Genomic DNA, 23,048 nt, shown 5'->3' on the forward strand with positions numbered 1-23,048 from the left:
TAATTATATTGTTGTTAGAAAGGTAGTTGTTGAACTATTGCATTTATTACTGTACCTTAAAAATCATAGTAATAACAAATTCTAACACAATGGAAAAATATCAAAATCTAATTGAGAAAGCTTATGAAGTAATATTAGTGTATGGCCCTAAAGTAATTCTGGCCCTTATTGTTCTTGTTGTTGGTTTGTGGGTTATCAATCGCTTCACCAAGATGGCTCGAAAGGTAATGACAAAACAAAATGTAAATATTTCATTAATTGGTTTTGTATCAAGCCTTACTAACCTTGGATTAAAAGCACTTTTACTGATTAGTGTAGCAGGAATGATAGGTATTCAAACCACCTCATTTATTGCCATTTTGGGAGCTGCGGGACTAGCTGTTGGACTTGCTCTTCAAGGTACCTTAGCAAATTTTGCTGGCGGAGTTATGGTTTTAATTTTCAAACCCTACAAAGTGGGTGATTTAATTAAAGCTCAAGGCCATCTGGGCGTGGTGAAAGAAATTCATATTTTTGTCACCATACTTTTATCTCCTGAGAGCAAAACCATTATTATACCTAATGGAGCTATTTCTAACGGTGATATTACCAACTACACAACCGAAGGTAAAATAAGGGTTGATATGACATTTGGCATTTCATACGAATCAAATATCAAGAAAGCCAAAGAACTATTATTAAATGTGATGAGTAATCATCCGAATGTATTAGAAGATCCCGCTCCTTTTGTTGGAGTCAGTGAATTAGGTGATAGCTCGGTAAATCTGGCTGTAAGACCCCATACTAAACCACAGGACTATTGGACTGTTTATTTTGACGTTTACGAACAAGGTAAAATTGCTCTCGATGAAGGTGGTATTACCATTCCATTCCCTCAAGTGGATGTTCATTTTGATAAAGATGCTCGTATTTCAAATTAGAATGATTACCAATAAACATAAACTAAGCCGGGTCCTCCGGCTTTTTTATTATCAGAATAATAAACACCTATAAAAATCTACTGACATACTGTTGTCACTACCGCCATGTTTCTTTGCATTATCAATCTAAAACAAACAAAAGATGGAAACAAAAAAAGTAGCACCCACAACAGTAGCAATTCACAGTATCAAAATTTCGTTATCAACCATTAGCAATGCCGTTGGAGTAATTCCGAATATGATAATGGAAGAAATTCAGAAGCAAAACATCAAGCCTACAGCTCCGCAAATCTGGCATTACATCGATTGTGATGGCCAGATGGATACTGAATTCAACCTTGATATTTGTGTGCCGGTAGCTGAAACCGGTAAGGAAAATAATCTGATATCCTTTAAAGAATTAAATGCCTTTAAATGTATTACAGATATGCATCATGGACCTTGGAGTGAGTTAGGTGCAGCCTACGAAAAACTATTTGGCAAACTGGCACAACAAGGCTTTAAACCAACAGGCCAATGTCGCGAAGTGTATCATCATTGCGATTTTGAAGATCAGAACAAATGTATAACCGAAATACAAGTAGAGGTACTCTAATTTAATTACATTTATACAGTCGAACGGTTTATTCTAGCCGTTTGGCTTTTAATCCAGACTAGAATGAAAACAGACAAACCAATTGTTAACAACCCTGAACTAGTAGCCTATTGCGGATTGTACTGTGGTTCCTGTTCAAAATTAAAAAATGGCAAATGCCCAGGATGTGCTGCCAATCAAAAGGCAACCTGGTGTAAGATACGTACCTGCAACATCGAAAATGGCTTTATCAACTGTGCTCATTGTACTATCACTGAACCTGAAAACTGTAAGAAAATAAACAATGCCATAGGAAAAGTCTTTAAATTTATCTTTAAAACCGATCGCATTGCCAGTCTGCAATACATTAAAACTAACGGAGAAGCACTTTATGTTGATAAGATGGCTGATCTAAAACAAATGTCAATCAAAACCAAACAAACTATTTAGAAGTGAACCGCATTGACCGCTTAAGTGCCATATTAATTCAGCTTCAGAGCAAAAGGGTTGTTACAGCTAAAGAAATTGCCGATCGATTCGAGATTAGCCTGCGAACGGTTTATCGCGACATCAGAGCTTTGGAAGAAGCTGGTATACCCATTGGAGCCGAAGCCGGAGTTGGTTACTTTATCAACCCGGGATTTCACTTGCCTCCTATCATGTTTACCAACGAAGAAGCTTGCGCCTTTTTACTGGCCGAGAAGCTAGTTGGACAGCTATCAGATTTAAATATAGCTGCATCGTTCGAGAGTGCTTTGTTTAAGGTTAAAGCTGTTTTGAAGCAAAATGATAAAGATCATCTTAATAATTTATCTGATAAAATCACCGTTTTTAATCATGGAAGTGAAGATTGTAAGCAAAACCTGTTTTTGCATGAGATACAGATAGCCTTAGCGAGTAAACAAATATTACAAATTGAATACACTGCCAATTATAATGGTAAACAAAGCGTTAGAACAATTGAGCCGATAAGTTTATGTAATTACGATATGCGATGGCATTTGATTGCCTATTGTCGATTGCGCAATGATTATCGAGATTTCAGACTTGATCGGATTTCTAAGTTAACCATACTTTCCGGAACCTATGATGAAAAGAACCATCTGTCGCTGAATGAATATTTCGAACGGATGACCAAAGAAACTGACCTAGTTACCATCGAAATAAGAGTTCATGAAAGTATTCTCGAAAAACTGGCTTCGTCGAAGTATTGGTTTGGTTTATTGGAAGAAACCAAAGAAGGCAACCATTACAAGATGCGATTTGCCAATTCCGATTTGGAATCGTTTAGCAAATGGACGTTAAGCATGGAGGATAAAGTGGAAATTCTTTCGCCTCCAGAATTGAGTGAAATGGTTATTAAGAATGTGGAGCTGTTAGCCAAACATTACCTTAAATAACCGGTAGAAAAGGCATTATTATTCCTCCTTTAATTTCTTCAGCGCCTTTATATCATCTCCCGTAAGAATTTGTACAGCTTGTGTTATCTTCTCAATATTCCAATCCCACCATTGTAGTTGTAAAAGAATCTCTATCTGTTCATCTGAAAAACGCTTTCGTATTGTTTTTGCTGGATTCCCTCCAACAATGGTATAAGGTTCAACATCTTTGGTAACAGTTGAATTGGATGCAATAACAGATCCATCACCTACTGTAACACCCGGCATAATGGTAGCATTATACCCAATCCAAACATCATTACCAATTATCGTATCTCCTTTTGTTGGATAACTCTTACCGTTCATAGCGTCTTTCCACGCACCACCAAAAATGGCGAATGGATAACTACTGATTGTATTACTTAAATGATTGGCTCCATTCATTATAAACGTAACATCTGAGGCAATCATACCGAATTTACCAATAATCAGTTTGTCACCAATAAAATCAAAATGGTACTTCACATTTTTCTCAAAATTATGCGGATCCTCAAAATCATCGTAATACGTATAATCACCCACCAAAATATTAGGATTGCGAATTATATTTTTAAGAAAAACCAGGTTTTGGTAATGTGCTAATGGATAAGTACTGTTTTTATCAGGAATATTCATTGTATTATCATGTTTTGTGAATGTTTTCATTTACTGAATTCATGACTTATGCCTTGGTAATAATCTTCCAATTTATGAACGCCATACTTAGGTGCAATCATATCCGAAGCCATAGCCGATAAGAAAAACTCAATTGGGCCATATATTTTCGAAGGTAAAAAAGTTCGTACCAAACCCAATGTAAAACTCCTTATCCAGTCAGATAAATGTACAATCTTTACTGGCTTATTTAGCGTTTTTAATGCCAGAGAAGCTATTTGATTTTGCGTAAAAACCTCGGGACCTCCCACTTCTATTTCTTCATCATCAACATGAATACTATCCAAACAAACTCTGGCTAAATCATCACCATGTATTGGATTTAAAGAATTTTCGCCAGTACCAAACAAATACACCTTGCCTTTTTGAGCCATATTCAAGAAATCCTTCATATCGGAGAAAAAGCCATTAGGCCGAATAATGGTATATTCTAGCCCTGAAGTTTTTAACTCATCAACAAACCGTTCTTTTGCCTCACATATTTTCAGATGCCTCATATTCTGACCATTTAGCACCGAAACATACACAAATTTTCTGACGCCTGCTTTTTTGGCTTCCTCCAGCAAATTATGATTGGCTCCATAATCAACATCCATATAGCTTAACCCATCTTTTTGCCGGGTTATACCTACAGTTGAGATTACAGTATCTACTCCATTCAACATCCCTTGTAAAGTTATGTTATCTGTAAACTCAACTTTTACTTTTGTAATATTTTCACCTTCGTAAACTGCTAACTTTTCCAGATTTCGGGCTAGCAATAAAGCATTGATGCTTTTTTGTGATACTACAGCTTCTGCAATGCATTTTCCTAAGTAACCGGTTGAACCGGCTATGGCTATCTTTTTCATATTACTGCAAGAAAGAATTTAAAATTCGTTATGTAAGATGGTTTCAATAATGGTATTGCGGATAATGGCTGTATTATCCTGCTCATTACTCAAAGCGATAATAACACCTTCCGATTCGGGTATAAATCCAATTAACGACGAAAAGCCATCAATATCACCTCCATGCCAAATAAAGGTTTTATTATTGATGTTGCTTACAAACCACGACATTCCGAAAACAGTTGTTTCTGCTGCAACATCTAATCCCCATATTACATTCTTCTCTTCTTCGGTTAACCATTCATCTTCCATCACAGCCTTGCACCATATTTCCATATCTTCAACACTACTGGTCCAGCAACCGGCTCCTATTGTAATGGCCATTGGATAATCAGAAACATTTTGGGTTCCATTATACCCTTGTGCATATCCTTGAGAAGGAATAGAGTTAGTACCCATTTCGGTATGCTGCATATTTAAAGGTTGTAAGATATTCTGATGAATGTAATTCTCATAACTACTACCGGCTAATTTCTCAATCAACACAGCCGCTAACAAATAATTAGAATTTGAATATTGCATTGAAGTGCCTGGTGTAAACACCAATCCTTCGGATGAAATGTGCTCTTCCAGCAACTCACAAATTTTTATTGGTGAAATAGCCTCACCTGTTTTTGCAGCATCTTCAACCATTGGAATATAATCAGGTATGCCACTTTGATGCATTAATAACTGACGAAGTGTAATTTCAGAGAAAGAAGAAAACAAAGGATCTAAATCGCTTAATGATTGATCAAAACTGGCAATTAAACCATCCCTTTTTAATTGAATAATACCCATTCCTGTAAGCGTTTTACTAACTGAACCAATCCTGAATTTTGTTGTAACAGTATTCGATTCACCTGTTTCGTGGTTTGCCATACCAAACCCTTTACGAATAATATCATTGCCTGATTTCGAAATCAGGACTGCTCCATGGTATTCCAATTCTTCAAAAAACAACTGCGGATTGGTATAATCTATACTATAGTTTGCCGGCACTTCATCCTTAGTACACGAAGCACAAACCAACAATATAGAGATAACTGAATATATGTACTTTTTCATAAGTTTATTAAGTAGCATGTTTATATTGCCTACTTTTTAATTTTTATTGAGTAACACTAATATCTTAACTAATAATTTCACCGACTCTTTCACCTCGTCAGTTTGATTCAATGTACCTGATAAATAAACATCTATCTCTGGACAATAGTACATAAACGAACCTGTAATACCCGAATGACCAATTAAAGTTAAATCAGGTAAGATGGGAAATAATTCTTTGAACACTATTCTTCTTAATCCGTATCCGTATTCCATCCCGTAGGTTTCCGGAATCCATTGTTGCATTGCCGCCAACGTATTTCCCTTAACTATTTTTCCAGAGAACAAAGTCTCCTGAAATCTAATTAAATCAGCACCTGTTGAAACCAATCCTCCACCTGCCCAGTCTGCACTTAAGCTTTTCATGCCTGACACCTCATTATCACCCACAAATATTTCGGACAACATCGCTGTTTGATTGATTGCTTTAGAGCGATATAACATGTAGGAATACTTCATATTCAAAGGAATGAAAAAATGCTCCCTGAAAAAATGATGCAAGGCCGTACTGCTTACTTTCTCAATAATAAGCCCCAATAAAACATATTCTGTATCGGTATAATGATAATCGGTACCGGGTTTAAATAACGGTTTCATCTTTGTTTTGGCAAACTCAATGGTTTCGGTTGGATACCAATATTTATCCGGATTAGAAAACAGTAATTCCATTACATTCGTACTTCCATCAATAGTTGAATCTTCAAAATAATCAGGCAGACCAGAAGTATGCTGAAGCAAATGCGCAATGGTTATTTCATGAGAATAATCGATACCCTTAAAATGATGCAGGTTTAACATTACCGAATCAGGCAAATACATATTTATCGGATCATTGAAACTGAGCTTTTGTTGATCAACCAACAGTGCTATGGCTGTTGCTGTAAATGTTTTACCAATGCTGGCGGTGTAAAATGGATTTGAGGCTGTTACCTCCCTCCCATCTGCAAAGTGACCTCCAGAAAAAGTCCAATCTATTTCTTTCGAAGGAGAATAAATAGTTAAGAATGCATTGTGTATATGCTTCTTCTGTAATTCATCACTGAAGTATTCTTCAGTTTTTGAATGGATCTCTTCCAGACTCATTCTATTTGTGCAACCGGAGAAGAGTAATGAAGTAATTGTGATTGCAAGCAACACCCAAATAATATGTACAAATATATTTCTCATTTTAGCCTGATTTACAAGATCTCCTAAAAGGCATATCCTAAGGAAAATTCTCCCAAAAAACCATTCATAAAAGTATAATCATCACGAAATACATCAATTGCATCCATGGCATCCTGACTGGAATTACTTACTGTTAAATTATCAATGGCATATCCATAACCCAGTGCGAAATTTAAGGTAATGCCACTTTTCCAAATCCATCTTTTTCCCACATTTAAACCAATAGTGTATTCGGGTAACGAAAAATTAAATTTACCGGACTCTAACGTTCCATCACCTTTTATTTTACGATAACGCGAGAAAATGCCTGCGTACGATGAATTCAGTCCTCCCCCAATATGGTAACGATAATTTAAAATCACGGCTTTGCCATTGGCGTCTATCTCAGCATCGGAATAGCTTTGCGGAATAGTTTCCAAATCACCTCTTAAAACCACCCCATGATTTTCACCAAATAAATGCTCTACATTAGCCGAATAAAATCCCATAAAAAAACCACCTGGACAAACATTAATGGCTGTTTTAGCAGGGCTAATCCATTTCTCTTTTTCTTCCTTATTTGTATTTAGCGTGCTTTGTGCATTTACTTTAACACTGAACAATAAAACAGCTAGTGCTACAACATAACTTCTTCTTACTTTAGTAAAACCTTTTTTCATCTGTGTTATCGATTAAATTAATAATTTTCTACTTATCAACGATACAAAGATGGCATGTAAATAAGAGTAATTCGTCTTAATATATGATTCAGGACGCATTTATGAAAATCAGTACTTTTAAACACAACACAAACTAACGCTAACAGAACAATAGCATCACTTTATTTCCTTTAACCAATTACCAGGGGTAATACCTGTGGCTTTTTTAAAGTAGGCGTTAAAAACCGATTTAGAGTTAAATCCACTTTCATAAGCCAAACCAATAATAGTAAGGTGCGCATACTTATTATCTTTTGCTATGCTTTTAAAATACCTGAGGCGATACTGGTTTATAAACTCATTAAAATTCATCTGCGTTCTTTCATTAATAAGAAAAGATAGTTTATTGGGATGAATTTGAATGGCATCAGCCAGGCCAGTTAAACTAAGTTGAGGATCAAGATAAGGCTTTTTAGTATGAATAAAATCCTCCAATCTCTGCATTTGAATATCTAAATCCTTATGATGACTATTTAATGGAGCTTGTAAATTAGCATTACTAACATCAGCACCTTCAATTGTTAAGTTGGATTGATGTAATTGATGAAATTCTCCAAAGACCTGCAAAGCCTCAAGAGATGGATCGAACCGATAATTAATAATTTGTCCTCGCTTCTGATCAACATATTGCCTCAGTAATTGCAATGCTTCTGTTTTATGGTTAGAATTAGCCATGATAAACAATTCATAAGGTACCATATGCGACTTTATAGCAGCATCTTTCCACTCATCAACCAATGTGCTGTTTAATGAATTCTTCCCATTGTTAATAACATCAAAAAAGATCCTTTTAAGGTCAGCATCCTCCATCCCTGCTACCATCATATCAAATGCATCTTTTTGATTTAACCATATCAAACAAAGAGTTTTTAACTCGTAAGCCAATACAAAATCAGGATTGATAAAAAGAGCCTGTTCAACTAATTGGAGTGCTTTCTTAAAAAACTTTTGATAATAGCAGATATGCGCCTGCGTATAGTAATGATTGGCCGACATGGGATCTACCTCCATGGCTCGTTTGATATATTCTTCGGCTTTTGACCATTTACCATGAGCAATAAATAACTCAGCCATGGCTTCCAGTCCGTCTGTATATTTAGGATGCAGATGTAAGGTTTCTTTTAGTTGTTTGTAGGTGGCTTTAAAATCCCACTCCATCCAAAAGGTTCTCCCTACAAATGACTGCCCGTACTCAGGCAATGATTTATTCAAATCCTGAGCTATCATAAAATATTCGATGGCTTTGGCAAACCCTTCTTCTGATGGCATATAACCCCAGGCAGCCATTAGACCATATGCCTGAACCAGCCCATAATACGCGCGGGCAAATTCAGCATCGTGAACGATGGATTGTTTATAATATTCTGTGGCTTTTTTTATGGAATCAGGATCCCATTTGAGTTGAAAGAAATGTCCTTTTAAATAAAGCTCGTAGGCTTTGATATTTTTTGTTTCGGTAGATACCAGCTGATCCTGAATATTAAAATGCCCGTAATTCTCCCTTATTTTATCGGCTATCAGTAAACTTATTTCATCCTGTAGGGCGAAGATATCATCTATTTCTCTATCGAAATTATGCGACCAAAAATGAGTACCATCACTGGCATTTATCAACTGAGCTGTAATACGTACCCGGTTCTTATATTTTCTTACACTACCTTCCAATACCGCAGCAACGCCCAGTTGGCGAGCTATTTCCCGAATATCAATATTCTTACCCTTAAACGAAAAAGAGGACGTTCGGGCAATTACTTTTAACGCTTCAATTTTAGTTAAAGCATTTATTATTTCTTCGGTTATACCATCGCTAAAATACTCGTTATCCTCATCGTTACTGATGTTGATAAAAGGCAAAACAGCAATCGATTTATCTGCTGCCTTGTGGGCTCCCCTAATACGATTCATTCACACAATTTACAATGTCAGGTTTTTCTATTAACAAATGTGAGGTTTTAATGTTGAATTTCAATAACCCATTGTATCAATTTTTAAGTCGAAATAAATCTGGAATCATATGCCATATATAGACATGACATGAAAAGTAGAGAGGATAATATTTACCTTTCGCATGTTACAGTATATGGTTATTAAGAATATGGAGTTATTAGCCAATCATTACCTGAGGCACTAACTCCAAATCATTTAAAACATCCTACTTAATAAGCATTTCTTCCACATATTCACGCAAATCATTCATATCAAAACCATAGTCACGTTTTAAACGTCCTAATCGTTCGTCAGCCATAGAAACAGGAACATCAATTGCATTAGCCAAATCGTTAACAGGGATATTATATTTCTCGGAAACTTCTTTTAATGTCATAGAACCATAAATATCAACACCATACTCCTCGTGCTGTTTTACATTTTCGTTATTCTTAATGACTTTACTTTCTATATGATTCTCCGAAGAACGATTACCTCTAACACCACCATTATGATCACCTTTTCCTCCTTCCTGTATTTCAGGTTTTACAAAAATGGGGGCAACTGCAAGTATTAGTGTCAGAAATAGTAAAATAATACCCAGAACGATTCTTATACTTTTGCCAGATATCATTCTTCTATAAATAGCAACAATTAGTTTCCAATGAAAAATTATATGAAGTAACAGCAAAAAGATTAGAACAAAACCAAAAATCAAGTGAATATTGCCCCATTGATGACGATCCATATTCCAGAATGATAATTCAACATTCCTTCCGTATACCTCATGTCTTTCGGAGCCAGGAATAAGCACATATTCCATTAGGAAACCTATACCCACCACAATCATCATGCTGAGATACATTAAAATGTCAATAATAAAATTCAGTTTAACTTTACTAATTCGAATTTCATTTGTTTGCATAATATTAGGTTTAAGTTAAAGCAATTATTCATTATAAATACACTCTAAATTAGGCATAATTATTTAGGTAAACACTATGCTTAATAATGGATTTATCAACTTATTGGTCATTACAATTATTTGTAATTTCTTAATCAATATTTAAACTGTTTGGTCGGTACATTTTATATTTTCACAGCTTAATAGTAAAAGAAATGAAAAGAAGAGAATTTTTAAATACAGGACTACTTGCAGCTGTAACAGGTGCATTTGCTGCACCTACCATACTAAATGCCAAAAGTCCATCAGCAAGAAAAAAAGCTAAGAATATCATTTTTATGGTGAGTGACGGTATGAGTTCCGGAACATTAAATATGGCTGATTTATTGCTTCAGAGGAAGGAAGGTAGAGGAAGTACCTGGATTGATCTATACCGACAAAACCGTGTTAAGAAAGCCTTTATGGATACAGCTTCTGCCAATTCATTAGTCACGGATTCGGCTGCAGGCGCCTCGGCATGGGGCGGCGGTAAAAGAGTCAAAAACGGATCGCTGAATGTTAATCCCGACGGAACGTTTAATAAACCTATTCTGCAAAAATTTAAAGAGGCCGGTAAAGCTGTTGGATGTGTTACAACTGTGCCTATTACCCATGCCACACCAGCAGGATTTAGTGTTAATTTCAAGCATCGTAATATGCAGGACAAAATTGCATCGAAGTACCTGGATTTAAAATTTGATGTAATGATGGGTGGCGGATTGGAATATTTTGATGGTACCAAAAGAGATGATAAAAAGAATATTTTTGAAGATTTTAATCAGGCTGGATTTCAAGTAGTGAGAGATAAATCTCAAATGAAAAATACAATTAAAGGGAAACCTGTGATAGGTGTATTTCATGAAGATGGACTTCCGTATGATTTGGATCTACAGAATAATGCAGAGCTAAAAGATAAAATACCAACCTTATCGGAGATGACAAAAAAAGCCATTGAGTTAATGAGTAGTAATTCTGATGGTTTTGTTTTACAGGTTGAAGGTGGAAAAGTTGACTGGGCTGCACATGCTAACGATACTGCTGCTTTAATTTATGAGCAGGTTGCTTTTGACAAAGCAGTTGCTGAAGCAATAAAGTTTGCAGAAGGAAGAAATGATACTCTGGTTGTCATCACCACAGATCACGGAAATGCCAATCCTGGACTAATTAAAAGCAAGAAGGTTGATAAGAAGTTTGAAACTTTGTTTTCGGCAAAATACACCAACGACAAACTATTATTTGAAATAACTAAAAACGACAAGCCATCTGATGTTATTGAGCGAATTAAACATGCGCAAAACATTGTCATTTCTGATTCGGAGGCCAAGGAAATACTGAAAGCCTATGATTCACATGAAGAAGGATTGTATAACGCATACAATTTACCTTTTGAACCGTTGGCACAGATCCAACAAAACTACACTTCCGTTGGGTGGTCAGGAATGAATCATTCCGCTGATTTTGTTGAACTGGCTATGTTTGGAGCAGGTAGCGAAAAACTCACTCCTTTTGTTAAAAACTACGAGTTACATAACTATATGCTGCAAGTGGCTGAAGTAAATGACCTAGCTTTGGTTTAAAACACTTAGTCAAGTCATGAATATATATCAAAGAGGCATCTTTAATGGGTGCTTCTTTTTTATTTGACGCGATACTTTATTATCAATATTTTTTGTATATTAACATCTACTTAATCGGAAGAAATAATTGCAGGGTCATTAATTACTAACAATAATTAATACCTCAATTATGAAATTTAGAGAAACACAAGAAGTTAACGCAGGCTCAATGGCCGATATCGCGTTTTTATTATTAATCTTCTTCCTAGTATCAACTACAATGGAAGCCGATTTAGGACTTGGAACGTTATTACCTCCTTACCAGGACGAAATTGATACAAAAACTCCACCTAAAAACGATCGAAATGTTTTTGAAGTGTTAGTGAATGCTGATAATCAATTAATGGTTGAGAAAAAGCTAATGAAACTGGAGCAATTAACTGATGCTACTAAACAATTTATAGTAAACCCTACCAATGATCCTAACCTATCTGCCAATGAAATAAAAGACATAACTTTTTTTGGGCCGATAGCAGTCAGCAAAGGAATCATTTCACTGCAAACAGCAAACGACACCAAGTACCAAGTATACTTAATGGTTCAAAACGAGATAGTCAGAGCTTTTAACGAGCTCCGAAATGATCTGGCAAAAAGTAAATTTGGCAAAGACTATCAGAAACTAAATACGAAAGAAAAAGAAGCTGTTCGTCAAGTATATCCAAAGTTAATATCTGAAGCCGAACCTGTTAGACTTGCATCCAAATAATAATAAAACAGGACATGCTACTCAAAAAAATAGTACCATGTCCTGTTCTATTCAAATATCAATATGTTATTACATCTTCCAGGAAATTGATAGACTATAGTTGTTTTTCAAGGCATTATCCGCAATTAAATAGGCTAAATCAATACAAAAACCGCCCAAACGGACACCTCCTCCTAAACTATAAAAACTAATTCCAACATCTTTATGACTATTGAAATAACCAGTTCTAACATTAAAACGGGACAGATATGCATATTCTAATCCAAGGCCAACCGCTTGTCCTTTTTCATTCTCATCTCCATTAATATATGATGCATCAAACTGAGCTCTTATACTATGATTTTCTGATAAATCTTTAGTATACCCCACACCTGCTGCAAAAGTTAGAGGTAGAACACTTTCACTTATTGGGTAACTCAGTTTAGCCCCCAGGTTACGAACCATCACTCCATAATCTAACTGCTTTACTTTACTTTTAAATCCCAAATCGACATAATAAGTGCTGGCCGAATAATCTTTACTTAAATCACTATTGATATAGTTAAAGGTAACAGAAAGTGCACTGGTTGAATTTAATTTATATGCATAACCCAAACCTATGCTATAATCTTGCGGAGAATAGCTTTCTAAAACATTTCCATAATCATCTGTCAGGTCAAAGTCTGGTTTAGTGAACTTTTTATATCCAATGGAAAAGTAATGTTTAAATCCTGCAGAATAACCAGCCGTAAAACTGTTAAAACTGTATCCATCAGATATATTAGTTATCCAAGGACGATAATTATACCCAACATCAATTTTATTATCCTCTAAAGCATAAGCAGCCATATTAGTATATATACCGTTAGAAGAAGATGAAGTCAGATAAGTATTACCCAACGAAATGCTACGAGTATCGATGGGCACAGATAAAATGGAACCCGATTGGGCTGATATATGCGTACCCATTATAATGAATAGGCATCCAACGAATATAGATCTGATCATAATTTTACAATATTTCTTTCAAAAGTTTGGGATTTGTAATGAATCTTTAGGTTATAGCTTCCTGCCGAAAGATTACTAAGATCTAATTGTGCCGGCGAAAAAGTTGAAATATCAGTATCTTTAGTATCTCGAAGCACACCATCACTGTTAAATATTTCCACTGATATAGATCCTTCAACCGAATTACCCATTCGAATATTTAGTTTATCAACTACAGGATTTGGAAATACATCCACATCGCTGGAATCATCACGAATCATAATCTGAAAAGTAAAAGAAGCTGATTCTTCCAACGCATCAGATGCTGTAACAGTAAAAGTTGACAGTCCATAAGAAGTTGGCTTAATTGTTAATTGACCTGAATTAACACTTGCCGACATCATCGACTCATTATAGCTTATTGAGTAGCTCAATGTCTCACCGTCTTCATCATTAAAATATTCAGTCAGATTAAATGTATACTCTTTATCCGGATCACCTATATAGGTATCTTCCATAGGTATAGTAACTACCGGAGCATGATTTTCTTCAACCGTGTATGTAAAATTATAAGTTGATGAAGCCCCCCACTCATCCTGTGCAGTAATCGATGCCGAATAGGTACCTGCTGGAGTTGTTAATCCATTAATATAAATTCTGGCAACATAAGAGGAACCAGAAGAAATAGCATATCCCGACGGGTCATTCAAAGACCAACTAACCTCATGTGCTTCCGGATCTTGAATATTAAATACCAGTTGTTTAGTTTCATGAGCCTTCAAGGTTAATTCGCTTTCTTGTTCTGCTATTATTTTCGGTGGATTATTATCATCGGTTAAAACGGTGACAACATTAGATAAGCCAGATGAAATTCCAACCAGGTCGGATGCTACTACGCCTACATAATATGTTGTACTAAAATCCAATCCTTCAATAGTATGCGTTATAGATTGGCCAATTTCTTTATGAGGCGAATATGACAAATCATTCTGTATATCAGACCTTTCACTTAGCACATCGTCCATTGAGAATGATGAGTTTGAATAATAAAAAGTGTAGTTGGTAGCCTTTAACAAATCAGTATTGCCTGTAACACTCCATCTACAATCAATTGTATTCTGATAGGACTCAACATATAAATCACTAACAATAGCTGGAGCCGGAGCATTTAGGTCTGCTAAAGCAGCAGCGGCATTTACAATACCTATTCCAAGCTTACCCTCATAATCTGGATTATATGAATCAATATCAACAGTTCCTTGAAAGAGACGATCCTTTAAATCGCTGGGAGTAAAACCATCTCCACCAAATTCTGAGGCAATTAGTGCCGCAACACCTGAAACGTGAGGACAAGCCATTGAAGTTCCCATATTCCATACATATTCATCATTGATTGAAGTACTGGCAATCATATAACCTGCATCAGCATATTTTCCATTATCATCGTATGTTCCACCGGGAGCAGAAATATCAACCCAGTTACCATAATTGGTATAATAGGTTGCTTTAAAATCAGGAGCCACAGCCGCCACTGCTACAACGGGCTCATAACTGGCTGGTAATCCAGTCTCCAATCCATCGTTTCCTGCAGCAAAAATAACCACTCCTCCTTTCATTGGACCAACCTGATTACCATGCTCGTCTAATCCAGCATATTTAATAAAGTAATCAATTGCTTCTTGCATATGTGTAGGAATAGAGGTTGCACCATCGTAACCCCAACTATTTTGTGAAATAATTGCACCATTATCTGCTCCATACTTAATTGCTTCGGCAAAACTTTGTGCACTAACATCATTTCCATCAGCATCTTCTTCAAACACCTGACATGACATAAGTCTAACACCTTGAGTGATTCCATCACCGCCGGCAATACCACAAACACCAATTTTGTTATTGTTAACTGCTCCAATGGTACCGGCAACATGAGTGCCATGAGAATGCGCTGCAATTGATCCTGTTCTGCTTACAAAGTTATAACCATAAACATCATCTGCATATCCATTGCTATCATCATCCATACCATTTTGTGATTCATTAGAATTTACCCACATGTTGGCTTCTAAATCCTCATGATCAAATTCAATTCCTCCATCTACAACTGAGACAATTACTTCAGGACTGCCCGTTTGAATTTTCCACGCATCAAACAAATTTATATCACATCCTTCAATTCCATCATCTAAACTTCCATCATTATAGTAATGCCATTGCAGACTCAAAAAATTATCATTAAACGGATAAGTAGTTGTCGTTGCTTTTAATGCAGCAGCTCTCTCAACAACTTTTTGAATTGATCTGAATCGGCTTCCGGTTGATTTAACATGCGGTACTCCTTCTGTTTTTACCACTTCATTAAGGTTGCTGAACCTACTAAGAACACTTGCTAATTTAACCTGAGTTGTATCATATATCACATCGTACCATAAATCTAACCCGCTTTCAACTGTTCTGGCCTCAAATTTACCGGCATATGGAAAAGTTCTCTTAAATGTGCGTACGCCAATTGAATTAAACAAGGTATCCATATTACTGATATCCGTCTTTACTTTTCCTGATTTTAAAGACACAGACATTGATTGGGAAGTTGTTCGCTCTAGTTTTATACGAACGAGTCCTTCCACCATTGCTTCTGAATGAATTTCCTCAACAACATTTTCATCTACCTCATTTGAAACTTGAATATCATCTCGTTCGCAGGAAAACATGAATAAAACAATAGGTAAAAGCCAGGGGATAGCTATTCGCAACTTTATTTTTTTCATTGATTAAGTATTATTTTTTTTGATGCTAAATCAGATTATTAGGGCAGCACATTATTTTATAGTTAAAAACAAAATTCAAAACTAGTATTTATTTGTATACTGATGTCAGAATGTATGTGTAAGTGAGAATAATTTACGTTAAAGTGGGAATTTTACTTATAGACCAATCGGTCGGAATGATTAGATGAAGAGAAATATTTTTACAATTTATTGCATATAAAAAAACCCCGGCAAAACCGAGGCTAATACATATACTTAATATTCAAATTAATCTTCAAAAACAAGATCTATTTGCTCTTCCGCTTCAGACTGTTTAATTGTATAGGTGCCTTTAAACACCAAGTTTAGTTTTTTAGCTTTAGGACTTTCAATGAGTTGTTTTTTTAAATCCTCACTTGCTCCTTTTTTTAATTCGCTATTAAAATGAATGAAATAGCTGAATTTTTTAGAATCATCAAACTGAATCAAAAAGGCATTACTATCAATAAAAACCAAATCATCGTATGGATACGAAATAGCAAATCCTAAATCTTCAATTAAATCTTTAATCTCGGTAAGAGAACGATATGAAACGTTAGTCATTTTCCAATTGTTTTAAGGTTAAACTTCTTTTTGATCTCCAAGCACAAGTTGCAATAGATGTAAAACATTATAAAGTCTGTCTGCCTGTTCTTCAAATTGGCATTCGGTATGCAAATGATTAAATGCTTCTTCAAATTCGCCCGGTGTATAAAATAAGTCGCGCTGATGAAGAAAGTTGTTTAATCCATCCCACCCCCCTTTAACACGATACAGCGATTTTCGAAAGCTATCATCTGTATCAACTGTTTTTATAAACTTAATGGCATTTCCAATTGACATAGGCTTCAATTTTACATTTTTGTTAGACACATCTCCAGTTTTCCTACAATAATGTAGGAAAGAAGTATTCCTGATGTTCGATTTATCAACAGATAGAGCCCAAACAACAGGAATCTAATAAATGTAATACAATAGCCTTGCCATTAATTGGATTAGGAAAACAGATCCTGAATATCATCAATACCGATATTCTTCATCACATTTTCATCGGTTTGTACAATATCGTTTGCAATTTTGGTTTTCTTCTCCTGAAGCTTTAAGATTTTTTCTTCCACTGTATTTTTACATATCATTCGATAAGCAAATACCTTTTTATCCTGACCAATACGATAACAACGGTCGATAGCCTGATTCTCGACTGCTGGATTCCACCAAGGATCGACAATATAAACATAATCAGCTGCCGTTAGGTTAAGCCCTGTACCTCCAGCCTTTAAACTGATAAGAAAAACACGTAATTCATCATCATCCTGGAAATTATTCACCGATGCTTCGCGCTGCTTGGTGGTACTTTGACCATCAAGATATTCAAACTTAATATTACGCTTTTGCAGTTCATCGCGAATCAATCCCAACATTTTAACAAACTGAGAAAATATAAGTAGTTTATGATTGGCCGTTTTTTCTGTGATATGCTGTACTAATTCATCGATTTTTACAGAAGCATTCGATTCAATACTTTCATCATTGATTAATTGTGGTGAATCGCAAATCTGACGCAAACGGGTAAGAGCCTCTAATACCATCATCTTTGACTTAGCCAGACCATCGGATTCAATCTGCCCCATCAGCTTATCGCGAAAATGATTACGATATGCATCATATACCTTACGCTGTGCAGGTTCCATCTCGCAATAAATCACATCTTCCGTCTTATCTGGTAACTCAGTTGCCACCATCTCTTTTGTTCTCCTTAATACAAAAGGATTAATGAGTTTTTGCAACTCTGCAGCTCGTATCTCATCTCCATCTTTATCAATAGGATTGGAATAGTTTTCTTTAAAAGCTGTTACTCCTCCCAGGAATCCCCGGTTAACAAAACTCATTTGAGCAAACAAGTCGAAAGTACTATTTTCAATAGGTGTACCGGTAAGTGCTAATCGGTTGTATCCTTGCAACAAACATGCTGCTTTATATCTTCTCGATGCCGGATTTTTGATGGCTTGAGATTCATCCAGAATGATATAATTAAAAGTAAATTCGCTTAACATTTGCACATCACGAAGCAGGACTCCATAACTCGTAATCACTACATCGTATTCCTTAAAAGCCTTAGCATCAGTTGAACGTCCCACTCCATAGTGATAATATGCATTTAACTCAGGAGCAAATTTTCTTATTTCGTTCTCCCAGTTAAACAGAAGTGAAGTTGGCACCACAATTAAGTTAGTAGTACTGTTTTTCTTTAACACATGCTGCAAAAAGGTAAGTACCTGAAGTGTTTTACCCAATCCCATGTCATCAGCCAAAATACCTCCCCATTTCATTTCGTTCAGGAAGTTTAACCAGTTTAAACCTTCCTTCTGATAAGGTCGTAACTCTGCGGTAATAGACTGTGGAATATTGGTTTCTTCAATATGCGTAAAATTAGACAAGCGACGGTGTTTCTCGCTCAACTCCTCCAGCACTTCGTTATTATCAATATTGTCAAATAACTCATCAACAATAGAAAAACCTAACTTTGAAACCGTTAACTTATTATCCTGCACCTCACCATGACGAAAATACTTCTCGAAACGATGAAACCATTCTTTAGGTAAAATACCTACCGATCCATCATTCAGCTGTATATAGCGTTGATTATTTTTAACCGCTTTTCTGATATCATTCAACTGCACAAAGTTATCTCCAAAACTAACCTGCACATCTACCTCAAACCAATCTAAACCAGAAGATATAGTAGTACTGATTTTACCTTTATGAGGCGAATATTTAAATTTCTTTAGTTCATTCAGTCCAAAAACTTCAACATCATTTCGTATCAAAGCATCATAGAAACGATAGAACCAAAGGCCATCAACAAACTCATTAAACTGAAGATAAAACTTACGTTCGGCAACCTGCTCCTCAAACTGAGGGTGAAGAGTGCTTAAAAATTCAGCAAATCCTTCTTCCAACTCAAAGTTTCGCTTGTACTGAATCCATTTACCATCTTCCTCAATAAGAATATCACCTGTATTTACCAGTGGCACTGAAACCATGTGATGATACTCAACCTCTGGTGTAATTATCAGGTAATTCTCTTTCTCGCTCAGATATACTCTTTTATTATGAAAATCAAGCTCAATAACTTCAATACCGTATGCTCCAGAAGTAAAGTCAATTTCAACATGCTGTGCCATCGGTCGAATAACATTCTCCCAAAACAGTCCCTTTTGACTGCGTACCATTTTCACATCATGAAGATGATTATTAATAAGGTTAGCAACCCTGAAATCGCGCGGTATGCAAAATAAATTATTTATTTCGTAAACATATTGTCCTTCATATACTTTACTTACAACCTCCTTAGGCAGGACCTTGCCATCCATTCTTAGCTTCAGCTGAAGCATGATGAAATCGCTATCTTCAACAACCTTATAAAAAGCATCAATTGGTTTAGGCGAAATCTTTATTACCCGAAGATCACTTTTTCGTATTTTATACGAATCGGAAGTTTGCATATACACATATGGCTCCAGAGCCAACAGTTGCATCACTTTGCTTTGCCATTGGAAATATTCGTAAGGAACATCTTTTGATTTTTCTGCATCAAGTAATTCCAATAGCTCATTGGTGGTTTCTTGCTTCTCTACATTAAAAGATCCGTCATTACCATCATAAAAATCGAGGTTAGATGAGATCTGAGTGCGCGCTTTATTTGGCTTACCAATTATGGCCTTTACTTCAAAATAAGGTTGTTTGTTCCACTCCGAAGTCTCTTCACGCAGCTCCATTAAAAAGCCAATCACTCGCTCCTGCTTCAAGTCAATTTCGGTACTCTGCAGCTTTAATTTTTGCGGTTGAACACCACTTAACAACGGCTGAAGAAAACTATTAATTGGATTATTAACAGGCAACAAGCCAATAGTAGTGTCTTTATTAATTGGTGTTAATCCTTTATCTGGATGAAAATGGAATTTAAAAAACTGATTAAAACTTGAATGTGAAGGTAAACCATACCTTTCCATCAACTGCTGACTATTCTCGATGTATTTTTGATTCAACAACTGATCGAGCATGTCAGGAGTTTTTGATTTTGCCATCTTTAGCAAACAGATTATTTCAGACTCTCCTAATCCTTTACCAGTTTTCTCGTTCTCGGAATTAACATATACTTTATCTTGCTTTTTCTCAAACCATACGGTATCTTCTTTGTATCCGTAATTGAGAGTAAACTCCACTTTTCCTTCTTCTATCTCACCAATTCCCATTAAAATAGATCCGTAGGCATACCGAAAGCGATTAAATAAACTTGGCAATGTATTTTTACGGATAACATCCAAAGTAATATTTTCATAACTCTCTAATATATACCCATCCGAAGTACGCAAAGGCAATGCCTCGGTTTTTCCGTCAGAGCTATCCTGCACCGTTTGAGTTCCTCCAAAATCCATCAGATGATAAATAGATGCCACACCGTGCTTACAAATATTACCCCATATAAATGGACATGAACAGCTACACTTAAGATTACGTGTGCTAAGATTACTTAACTGTATCTTGTAATTCTGACCGCCTTTTACCGAGTAGATGTAAGTATCCGTTTCTTTATTGTACAACCTATAATTGACTTTACCGTCTAAATAAAGCTGTTTACCCTTCGCCTTAATCTCCTCATTGGCGTATAAATCAATCTGTTCTTGTAAGTAGTCTATTTTGCCTTGCTCCACTATCTATTTATTTTCAAATTGGTCAATCTTCAAAAATAACAAATGCTGGTGGTAATCCAACAACTTTAAAGAGGTTAATATTGAAACATTTTTAGATTATTACTGACCAAAGGCCATCAAGTGCATAGTATCAGGCTATAACATTCTAAAAGTATATTTACTTCCTCGTTCATAGGAGTGCACTATCTGAATCATCATCCCTTGAACTTCCCTCTTCTGTGTTGTTTTATTAACTTTGCGCGAAAAACAGGCCATTATGAAATTAAAAAAGCTGCTACCTGAACTAGCTTCAAACCTGATTGATCTGGGTTATGAGAAAGCCCCGCGTGAAATTCAGACATTAGCTATTCCTAAAATTAAATCGGGTGCCGACTTAGTTTTAATTGCACCGGATAAAAATGGAAAAACTAACGCTTTACTAATAGGTCTGATTCAACAGTTAAAACAACCTTTTGAAGAAGCTCCACGTGCCATAATGATAGTGTCATCAAGAGAAAAAGCTTTTGAAGCAGAAGAACAATTTCAAATTCTTGCAAAAGGAACCAAACTACGCAGTTTTGTTGCTTTTGACCAAGGCATTCTTCAGTATCAAAAAGATGAGATTTATGATGGACTGGATATTTTATTTGTAACACCCAAGCGATTAACGGAATTGGTTAATATAAATGGTGTTCCTATGACTAAAATTAAAATGTTAGTTGTGGATGATGCTATAGAATTTCTTCGTCATTCAAATCACGCTATTCTTCATCGCATTGCTGACGGAATTAAAAATCCACAAATTATTTTAGCAGCTAATGAATGGAGCAATAAGTTTGAAGACCTGGAAGAGCGTCTCATGAAAAACCCAATGATAATTGAAGCAGAATGATGAATTGTTACTGTGGATCGGGTAAGCCATACGAAGTCTGTTGTCAACCATATATTACAGGATCAATGGTTGCTCCAACTGCCGAAGCTTTGATGCGATCGAGATATTCGGCATATGTAGTGGCTGATATCAATTATCTGATGAATAGCCATCACCCATCAACACGTCCAACCAAAGAGCGTAAAAGTATTTTACGATGGACCAAATCAGTGCAATGGATTAAACTTGAAGTTAAAAACACCATTGCAGGCAATATAAATGACCCCGAAGGTTGGGTGGTATTTATTGCTTATTTATCCGATGGAGGAAAAATCGAAACTATTCATGAGAATTCACGATTTGTTAAAGAAAATGGCAAATGGTATTATATTTCAGGCGAACACCAGTAACCAATCTTTACCCAATAGCCTATTAAATAAAAGATGACATGAATACAGACCCTAAGCATTATCAATTAAACTCAAGAACTAAATTGGAGGAGTTGGGCAATAACCATATTGGCATTGTAAAACTAATTAAGAGTAGAATCATTAGAAAAGATGCCGAAAAGATTGTGGAAGCAGCAAAACAAATTCAAAGCATCGATCCCAAAGTTAAAGTAAGCTTAGTGTGTACATCTAATATTTGCTCTAAATCGATTGCTCTTCTGGCTGAAGAAAACATTGACGTAATTAAAAAGCCTTTAACTAATAGCCTCTAGATCTTTCCATACCTCTTTTATAATTTTTAGCGTGAACCTTTTTTTCGTAAAAGCCTTAAATTAATATACATTTGCAGTCCAAAAAAATTAGGTAAGTATGTCGTCAACAATGCAGAATTACGAAAAACTAAAAGCCTTACTTCTTGAAAATAAAAAGTGGCCAATGGTTTATATGTTTAAATTTATTGTGCCCAATAAAGATGGTATGGTTGATAATGTTAAAGATAAGTTACCCAAACATGGTACCTTCAGTTATAACCATACAAAAAGTCTTAGCCATGTAGCAATTACTTGTAAGGCAAGCATGAAAAGTGCCGATTCTATTATTAAAGTAACCGAAGAAATTGCTTCCATAGAAGGAGTTATTAGTTTATAGAAGTTTCTCAACTTATTA

22 protein-coding genes are annotated in these 23,048 nt (G+C 35.7%); 10 read left to right on the plus strand and 12 right to left on the minus strand.

Annotation, left to right across the window (positions count from 1 at the left end; genetic code table 11):
* Window positions 1-89: 89 nt before the first annotated feature.
* From KEM10_RS14060 to KEM10_RS14075, 4 genes are all read left to right on the plus strand, one after another.
* The gene (locus KEM10_RS14060; RefSeq protein WP_212216659.1) at window positions 90-920 is read left to right on the plus strand and encodes a mechanosensitive ion channel family protein; all 831 of its coding nucleotides are present in this window, start codon (window positions 90-92) and stop codon (window positions 918-920) included.
* Between the two features lie 142 nt (window positions 921-1,062).
* Complete coding sequence (locus KEM10_RS14065) at window positions 1,063-1,515, plus strand: GyrI-like domain-containing protein (RefSeq protein WP_212216660.1); 453 nt, start codon at window positions 1,063-1,065, stop codon at window positions 1,513-1,515.
* 63 nt (window positions 1,516-1,578) lie between these two features.
* Window positions 1,579-1,944 carry a DUF3795 domain-containing protein gene (locus KEM10_RS14070; protein WP_212216661.1) on the plus strand — a complete coding sequence of 122 codons (366 nt, stop codon included), beginning with the start codon at window positions 1,579-1,581 and terminating at the stop codon, window positions 1,942-1,944.
* A gap of 2 nt (window positions 1,945-1,946) precedes the next feature.
* Window positions 1,947-2,894, plus strand: coding sequence for a helix-turn-helix transcriptional regulator (locus tag KEM10_RS14075; RefSeq protein WP_212216662.1), 948 nt, complete (start codon window positions 1,947-1,949; stop codon window positions 2,892-2,894).
* A gap of 18 nt (window positions 2,895-2,912) precedes the next feature.
* Here the strand turns inward: KEM10_RS14075 and KEM10_RS14080 are convergent, their stop codons facing one another.
* The 7 genes from KEM10_RS14080 to KEM10_RS14110 form a co-directional block, all read right to left on the minus strand.
* The gene (locus KEM10_RS14080; protein WP_212216759.1) at window positions 2,913-3,548 is read right to left on the minus strand and encodes a CatB-related O-acetyltransferase; all 636 of its coding nucleotides are present in this window, start codon (window positions 3,546-3,548) and stop codon (window positions 2,913-2,915) included.
* 26 nt (window positions 3,549-3,574) lie between these two features.
* Window positions 3,575-4,438 (minus strand): SDR family oxidoreductase, encoded by an 864-nt coding sequence (locus tag KEM10_RS14085; protein WP_212216663.1) that lies wholly within the window; start codon window positions 4,436-4,438, stop codon window positions 3,575-3,577.
* A gap of 18 nt (window positions 4,439-4,456) precedes the next feature.
* The gene (locus KEM10_RS14090; protein WP_212216664.1) at window positions 4,457-5,524 is read right to left on the minus strand and encodes a serine hydrolase domain-containing protein; all 1,068 of its coding nucleotides are present in this window, start codon (window positions 5,522-5,524) and stop codon (window positions 4,457-4,459) included.
* Between the two features lie 36 nt (window positions 5,525-5,560).
* Complete coding sequence (locus KEM10_RS14095) at window positions 5,561-6,730, minus strand: serine hydrolase domain-containing protein (protein ID WP_212216665.1); 1,170 nt, start codon at window positions 6,728-6,730, stop codon at window positions 5,561-5,563.
* 23 nt (window positions 6,731-6,753) lie between these two features.
* Window positions 6,754-7,389: a hypothetical protein gene (locus tag KEM10_RS14100; RefSeq protein ID WP_212216666.1), complete on the minus strand. Its 636-nt coding sequence runs from the start codon at window positions 7,387-7,389 to the stop codon at window positions 6,754-6,756.
* A gap of 156 nt (window positions 7,390-7,545) precedes the next feature.
* Complete coding sequence (locus KEM10_RS14105) at window positions 7,546-9,333, minus strand: helix-turn-helix domain-containing protein (protein ID WP_212216667.1); 1,788 nt, start codon at window positions 9,331-9,333, stop codon at window positions 7,546-7,548.
* 247 nt (window positions 9,334-9,580) lie between these two features.
* Window positions 9,581-10,279: a DUF4405 domain-containing protein gene (locus KEM10_RS14110; protein ID WP_212216668.1), complete on the minus strand. Its 699-nt coding sequence runs from the start codon at window positions 10,277-10,279 to the stop codon at window positions 9,581-9,583.
* Between the two features lie 194 nt (window positions 10,280-10,473).
* Between KEM10_RS14110 and KEM10_RS14115 the strand changes: the two genes are divergently transcribed.
* Both KEM10_RS14115 and KEM10_RS14120 read left to right on the plus strand, forming a co-directional pair.
* Complete coding sequence (locus tag KEM10_RS14115; RefSeq protein WP_212216669.1) at window positions 10,474-11,874, plus strand: alkaline phosphatase; 1,401 nt, start codon at window positions 10,474-10,476, stop codon at window positions 11,872-11,874.
* A 169-nt stretch (window positions 11,875-12,043) separates the two neighbouring features.
* Window positions 12,044-12,619: an ExbD/TolR family protein gene (locus tag KEM10_RS14120; RefSeq protein ID WP_212216670.1), complete on the plus strand. Its 576-nt coding sequence runs from the start codon at window positions 12,044-12,046 to the stop codon at window positions 12,617-12,619.
* 69 nt (window positions 12,620-12,688) lie between these two features.
* Here the strand turns inward: KEM10_RS14120 and KEM10_RS14125 are convergent, their stop codons facing one another.
* The 5 genes from KEM10_RS14125 to KEM10_RS24770 all read right to left on the minus strand — a co-directional run bounded on the left by KEM10_RS14125 (window position 12,689) and on the right by KEM10_RS24770 (window position 21,083).
* On the minus strand, window positions 12,689-13,567 hold the full coding sequence (locus KEM10_RS14125) for a PorV/PorQ family protein (protein ID WP_212216671.1): 879 nt from the start codon (window positions 13,565-13,567) through the stop codon (window positions 12,689-12,691).
* Window positions 13,568-13,602: 35 nt separating this feature from the next.
* Entirely contained in the window at window positions 13,603-16,350 is a 2,748-nt protein-coding gene (locus KEM10_RS14130; RefSeq protein WP_212216672.1) for a S8 family serine peptidase, read from the minus strand.
* A gap of 267 nt (window positions 16,351-16,617) precedes the next feature.
* Complete coding sequence (locus KEM10_RS14135) at window positions 16,618-16,932, minus strand: hypothetical protein (protein WP_212216673.1); 315 nt, start codon at window positions 16,930-16,932, stop codon at window positions 16,618-16,620.
* Between the two features lie 18 nt (window positions 16,933-16,950).
* Window positions 16,951-17,211 carry a hypothetical protein gene (locus tag KEM10_RS14140; RefSeq protein ID WP_212216674.1) on the minus strand — a complete coding sequence of 87 codons (261 nt, stop codon included), beginning with the start codon at window positions 17,209-17,211 and terminating at the stop codon, window positions 16,951-16,953.
* Window positions 17,212-17,363: 152 nt separating this feature from the next.
* Window positions 17,364-21,083 carry a DEAD/DEAH box helicase gene (locus tag KEM10_RS24770; RefSeq protein WP_212216675.1) on the minus strand — a complete coding sequence of 1,240 codons (3,720 nt, stop codon included), beginning with the start codon at window positions 21,081-21,083 and terminating at the stop codon, window positions 17,364-17,366.
* 256 nt (window positions 21,084-21,339) lie between these two features.
* Here KEM10_RS24770 and KEM10_RS14150 point away from each other — a divergent pair, with 256 nt between their 5' ends.
* From KEM10_RS14150 to KEM10_RS14165, 4 genes are all read left to right on the plus strand, one after another.
* On the plus strand, window positions 21,340-21,954 hold the full coding sequence (locus KEM10_RS14150) for a DEAD/DEAH box helicase (protein ID WP_212216676.1): 615 nt from the start codon (window positions 21,340-21,342) through the stop codon (window positions 21,952-21,954).
* Window positions 21,951-22,343: a YchJ family protein gene (locus KEM10_RS14155; protein ID WP_212216677.1), complete on the plus strand. Its 393-nt coding sequence runs from the start codon at window positions 21,951-21,953 to the stop codon at window positions 22,341-22,343. The genes KEM10_RS14150 and KEM10_RS14155 overlap by 4 nt, the downstream gene beginning before the upstream one ends.
* Before the next feature lie 38 nt (window positions 22,344-22,381).
* Window positions 22,382-22,654, plus strand: coding sequence for a hypothetical protein (locus KEM10_RS14160; RefSeq protein ID WP_212216678.1), 273 nt, complete (start codon window positions 22,382-22,384; stop codon window positions 22,652-22,654).
* A gap of 97 nt (window positions 22,655-22,751) precedes the next feature.
* The gene (locus KEM10_RS14165; protein ID WP_212216679.1) at window positions 22,752-23,030 is read left to right on the plus strand and encodes a DUF493 family protein; all 279 of its coding nucleotides are present in this window, start codon (window positions 22,752-22,754) and stop codon (window positions 23,028-23,030) included.
* The last annotated feature ends 18 nt before the right edge of the window (window positions 23,031-23,048 follow it).

Source organism: Carboxylicivirga linearis, from assembly GCF_018271995.1.
GTDB lineage: Bacteria > Bacteroidota > Bacteroidia > Bacteroidales > Marinilabiliaceae > Carboxylicivirga > Carboxylicivirga linearis.